Origin of the sequence: Streptomyces sp. SID3343, from assembly GCF_009865215.1 — a bacterium.
Taxonomy (GTDB): Bacteria; Actinomycetota; Actinomycetes; order Streptomycetales; family Streptomycetaceae; genus Embleya.
In genome coordinates this window covers 1-4,893 of record NZ_WWJX01001442.1, presented here as the reverse complement: position 1 = coordinate 4,893, position 4,893 = coordinate 1, and the positions used below count along the sequence as shown (strand labels likewise).

The following is a 4,893-nucleotide window of genomic DNA, read 5'->3' as shown; positions in this document are numbered from 1 at the left end:
GCGGGCGTCGGCCCGGGCCCGCTTGCCGTCCCGGTCGACGACGCGCTCGGCGTGCTCGACGTCGGCGCGGTGCGCGTCGCCGTGCAGCGTCGCCCAGTCGCGGTCCATCTCGGTGAGCTCGGTGAGCGGGTTCGCGTACGAGGGGCGGAGCCGGCGGACCTCCTGTTCGGCGGTGTACTGCTCGCGGCGTTCGACCGCGGCTGCCTGCTGGGCGGTCTCGGCCCGGTCGCGGGCCGCGTCGATCGCGGTCTGCAGCTCGGCGCGGGAGGTGCCCGCGCGCCACAACGCGATCCGCCCGAGGCCCTGCTGTCGGGTGAGGTCGAACGCGTGGGATCGGGCGTCGGCGGCCTGGGCGGCGTAGGCGTCGCCGCGTTCGCGGTGCCAGTCGGCGAGGGCCTGTTGCTGCGCGGCGGGGACGAACCGCTCGCGTTGGGCGAGGAGTTTGCGCACGCGCGGCCCTTCGCCGCCCTGGGCCTGGAGGAGTTCGACGTCGGCCGCCAGGACGCGGTCCGCGGCGGCCTGCTCGGTCCGCGCGGCGCGGGCCTCGGCCTTCTGGGCGTCGGGGATCAGGCGCCCGGTGGGGATCGTGCCGTGCGGGCGGGCGCGCATCTCCTCGAGGACCTGGTCGACTCCGAGCGTCGCCTTCACCCGTTCCAGGGTCTCCCGGGCCCGCCGGAGCCGGTCCGGTGCGGCGGGGGCCGGTGCGGGGACGGGTTCGGCGGGCTCCTGCAGTTCGTGGCTGACGACCGTGTCGGGGCGGTCGCGTTCGACCAGGTCGGCGTACGCGGTCACCGCGCGCTCCAGGCGCTCGGCCCGGTCTGCGACGGGACCGAGGCGAATGCGGGTGGTGTCGTCCTCCAGGGCGTCCAACGGCAGCCAGGTATGGGTTCGTTCGCGGGCGCGGGTGATGCCGGGGTAGATCGTGTAGGCGTCGGCGCCGGCCGCGTACACGCACGCGACGTCGCTGGTCAGGCCCTGCGCTGCGGCGATCGTCATGGCGTATCCGTGGGTGAGCTCACCGGCGGCGATCGCCTCGCGGCTCATCCACGCGTGCGCGACGACGGGCCCGTCGGGGCCGGTGGTGCGCCAGGCGATCCGCGCGCCGCGCTCGGGGTCCTGCTCGGTGACGACGGCGCGGTAGCCGTTGAGGACGTCGGGTCCCTCGCCGCGTCGGGAGCGGTAGTCGTTGGCCCGCACGCGCACGACGTCACCACAGGCCAGGAAGACGCCGGGCCCGTATTCGACATCGGCGCCGACGAGTTCGCCGCCGGCCCGGGCGTGGACGCGGGCGCCGGCGTTGAGCCGGTCGACGTCCAGGTTGCGGCCGGCGAGCAGCAGGACGCGTTCGATCCGCTCGTGCGGGTCCTCGATGCCCGCGCGGGCGTCGGCCCACGCGGTGAGCATCTGCTCGTGGGCCTGTGCGGGGCTGTCGGTGGCGTGGACGTGCCCGGCCGTGGCCAACGCGCGCAGGGCGCCTCGGCGGTCGCCGTCTCGCCAGGTCTGCAGCGCGTCGCGTTCGGCCGCGTCGACCTGGCGCCGGTTCTCCCCCAACGTCAGGCCGTTGGTGACCCGGTGGACCTCGGCGAACAGGCCGCCGACGCCGATCGCGCGGAGCTGCTCGGGGTCGCCGATGGACACGATTTTGGTGCCGGTGCGGTCGGCTTCGACGACCGCGCGGGGATCGCGGACTCGCGGAACAGGTTCTCGGCGGCCACCGAGGCGGTGGAGGCGCCGGCCACGATCAGGTCCCGGGCCTCCCAGCCGGTCCGCGCGGCCGTCATCAGCGAGGTCTTGCCCGCGCCCGCGACGCCGACGAGGGATTCGATGGCGTTCCCGGCGGTCAGGAACCGGTCCAGGACGGCGAGTTGTTCGGGCGAGAACCGCCACTGCTGCGTGGTCTCGCAGACCTCGACGGCGGCGGCCGCGACGTCGACCGGCACGGCGGCGAACCGGCGGCCGCGCATCCCGGCGATCGCGTGGGCGGTGACGGTCTTCTCGGCCTCGACGATGTCGACGGTGGTGTAGCGGGCGGCATCCGACATGTGGCGCTGTCCGCCGCCGGGCAACGGCACGACCCACTCCGTCAGGTCGAGAACCTGATCGGTCAGTGCCTGGGCCTGGGCGATGTTCTCGACGCCTTCGCCGCATTCCTCCAGGACGGCGGCGAGGACGTCCACGCGGGTGACCACCTTGCGGTGGCTGGTCAGGCCGGTCTCGGGGTCCCAGATCCGCGCGGCGACGTCGGTCGGCGAGGGCAACCGCGGCGGCCCGCCCGGCGGTGTGCCGGGGCCGGTGGGGTGGGGGCCGTCCCAGCCGGGGGCGGCCTCGGCCACGACCAGGTCGACGTCGCGGCCGGCCAGGGCGGTGCCGCGCTCGCGCCACACCGCGCGGGTCTCGTCCTCGGTCACCGACAGCTTCGCCCGGCGGGTCGCGGAACCCACGCTCTTGCCGGCGCCGGGGCCCAGGCCCTTGGTGGCGATGCTGGCCGCGATCGCGGTGCTGCGGCGGCTGAACCCGACGCGCATCTCCTCGGGGACGCCGACGACCTCCCAGGCGCCGCCGGGCACCCGCCGCTCCCACCGCATGCCGAACCGCCGCGCGGTGAGTGCTCGCATGCGGGCCTCGTTGTAGGCGTCCGCGACGCGGGCGTGCCGGTGCAGGTCCCGGCCGCCGGCCGCGATCGTGCGCCATTTCCCGTCGTCGGCGTGGGCCATGTTCACCAACGTCAGATGGACGTGGAGGTGCGGATCGCCGGGCGAGTGCCGGGGCTGTTGGTCCTCGTCGACCGCGCCGTCCTCGTCGGCCCGGTCGCCGTCGACGGGCGCGTCGGCGGCGGGGGCGTCGGGGACGGGGCGGGCGGCCTGGTGGAGCATCGCCCAGCCGAGCAGGCCCGAGGTGTCGCGGCGCTCGGCGCGCTGGCCGTCGCCGTGGTGGCCGGCCATCGCGTAGCCGCAGGTGTCCTCGAGGTAGGCGACCGATTCCCGGGCCGCCTCCATGTAGGTGTCGCGCAGTGCCTTCCCCAGCGCGGTGGGCGCCGTCCCGGCGACGACCGACAACGTCTTGGGGCATTCGAGGGTGACGTCGAAGCCCATGTTCCCGATCGTCACCTTCGCGCTGGCCCACTGCATCGCGGTCGCGACCCGGTCCGCCCCGTACACGACGTCCAGGTCGAGCCCGGCCGCGCGGGCGAGGACGCCGAGTTCCTTCACCGGGACCTTGTGGGCGTCGCCCTCGCGGACGAGGCCGCGTTCGAGCTGCGCGTACCGCTTCAGGCGTGTCTTGGGTGCGGTGCCGTGGTCGAGCAGCCCGGCCGGGGTCGTCCCGGCCGCCTCCGCGGCCGCGCGCATCGCGTCGACGAACGTGCGGGCCGCCAGCTTCCCGCGCGGGTCCAGAACCTGTTTGCGGTCGACGAGCTGCTCGCCGGTGCCCGGGTCGCACCCGGCGACCAGGGCCCGAGCATCGTCGCGGTCGTCGTCGGTCAGCAACAGCGAACCGGGCTCGATGCCGACGTCGCGCAGGCCCTGCCCGATCCACTCCAGGGGCTGGTCGTTCGCGAGCCGGTAGTCGACCGCGCACCCGCAGGTCTCGTCCAGCCGGTACTCGGTCTGCGCGTCCGCGGAGAGCTTCGTCACCCAACCCACCCGAGCAGCACCTCCGTTGACCGTGCCGTTGACCTTCGCGGCAGCGTATCGGAGATACCTGGGATTACCTTTGAAGTTGATCTTGGGTGGCGGGTACCTAGGTATCTCGGCGTGGATGTGTCGGTGGTGTCGGTGGTGTCGTTGGCCGGTGGCTTCTTGGGGGTGTCGTCCGCCACGAAAATGTCTGCGGGCTTTGCCAATCGGTGTCAGCAGTTCCGCCATGAGGTTTGTCAGCGGGGGTGCCCTGGCCGCCGGCTGCGATCGGTGGGCGGTAGCTCGTCGGGGTCGAACAGGTCGAGGCTGTAGAGAACATCGGCGGTGAGCGCGACCCGGGGATCGTCGAGGTCGTGTTCCGCGTCCTCGGGTTCGCCGCGGTGGGCGAGGTAGCCGGCGATGATCAGGGTCCGGCGGGTGTACTCGTCCATGACGTACGCCGATTGAGGTGAGTCACAGGCCATCACGCGGGCGATGGCGACGGCCTCGATGGTGGTGAGTTCCTCGTGGCGGCCGAGCCGGTGGTAGGGGGAGCGTTCGTCGTCGGCCGGCCGGCGCACGGCCGGAGTCGGCACGTTCAGCACCTCGGCGAGCCGGGACACGAGGCGGAAGCGGGCGGAATGGGCCCGACGCTCGTATGGGTACGGCGAAGTCCCACGTAGCTCTTTGGAACTGATCGTTGAGTGTTTGAAGGCGCTGAGGGTTCGGACGGCGTACACCACGCACAACGCGACGAAGGGCCCGGAGTCATCCGTTCGGCCGGTGCGCGGAGTGGCGGGCCGTGGCGGACGTGTTCCTGCGAAAGGATCACGGGCACAGAGCGCGCACAGGTACGCGCCCCGGGGCGCGGCGTACGTGCCGCTCCGACAGAAGGAGATCTTCCATGCGCGCTTCCCCGCGGAAGGCTGTGGCCCTGGCCGCCGCCACGTTGGCCCTGGTGGGCGGCGGCGCCGGCGCCGCCCATGCGGCACAGTCCCAAGCCCCCCACCTGAACCTGACAACGGCGACAACGAATGCCCTGGCTGACGACTGGCCCGACGGCGACTTCCCCGACGACAACGGGCCCGCCAGCAACGGTCCCCACGGCAACGGGCCCAACGGGCCCAACGGGCCCGACGCCGACTTCCCCGACGACAACGGGCCCGCCAGCAACGGTCCCAACGGCGACGGTCCCAACGGTCCCACCGGCACCGGACCCACCAAGCCCGGAGGCACCCAACCCGGAGGCACCGGACCCACCGGACCCACCGGCACCGGA

1 protein-coding gene and 2 pseudogenes are annotated in these 4,893 nt (G+C 73.6%); 1 reads left to right on the top strand and 2 read right to left on the bottom strand.

The window, feature by feature from the left end; all coding sequences use genetic code 11:
• Positions 1 to 3,863, bottom strand: a pseudogene (gene mobF, locus GT354_RS55300) (MobF family relaxase); the annotation flags it as partial.
• Between the two features lie 8 nt (positions 3,864 to 3,871).
• Positions 3,872 to 4,210: a hypothetical protein gene (locus GT354_RS46040; protein ID WP_161363497.1), complete on the bottom strand. Its 339-nt coding sequence runs from the start codon at positions 4,208 to 4,210 to the stop codon at positions 3,872 to 3,874.
• Between the two features lie 308 nt (positions 4,211 to 4,518).
• On the opposite strand from GT354_RS46040, the pseudogene GT354_RS53115 reads away from it, so the two are divergent.
• Positions 4,519 to 4,893 (top strand): annotated as a pseudogene (locus GT354_RS53115) (hypothetical protein); the annotation flags it as partial.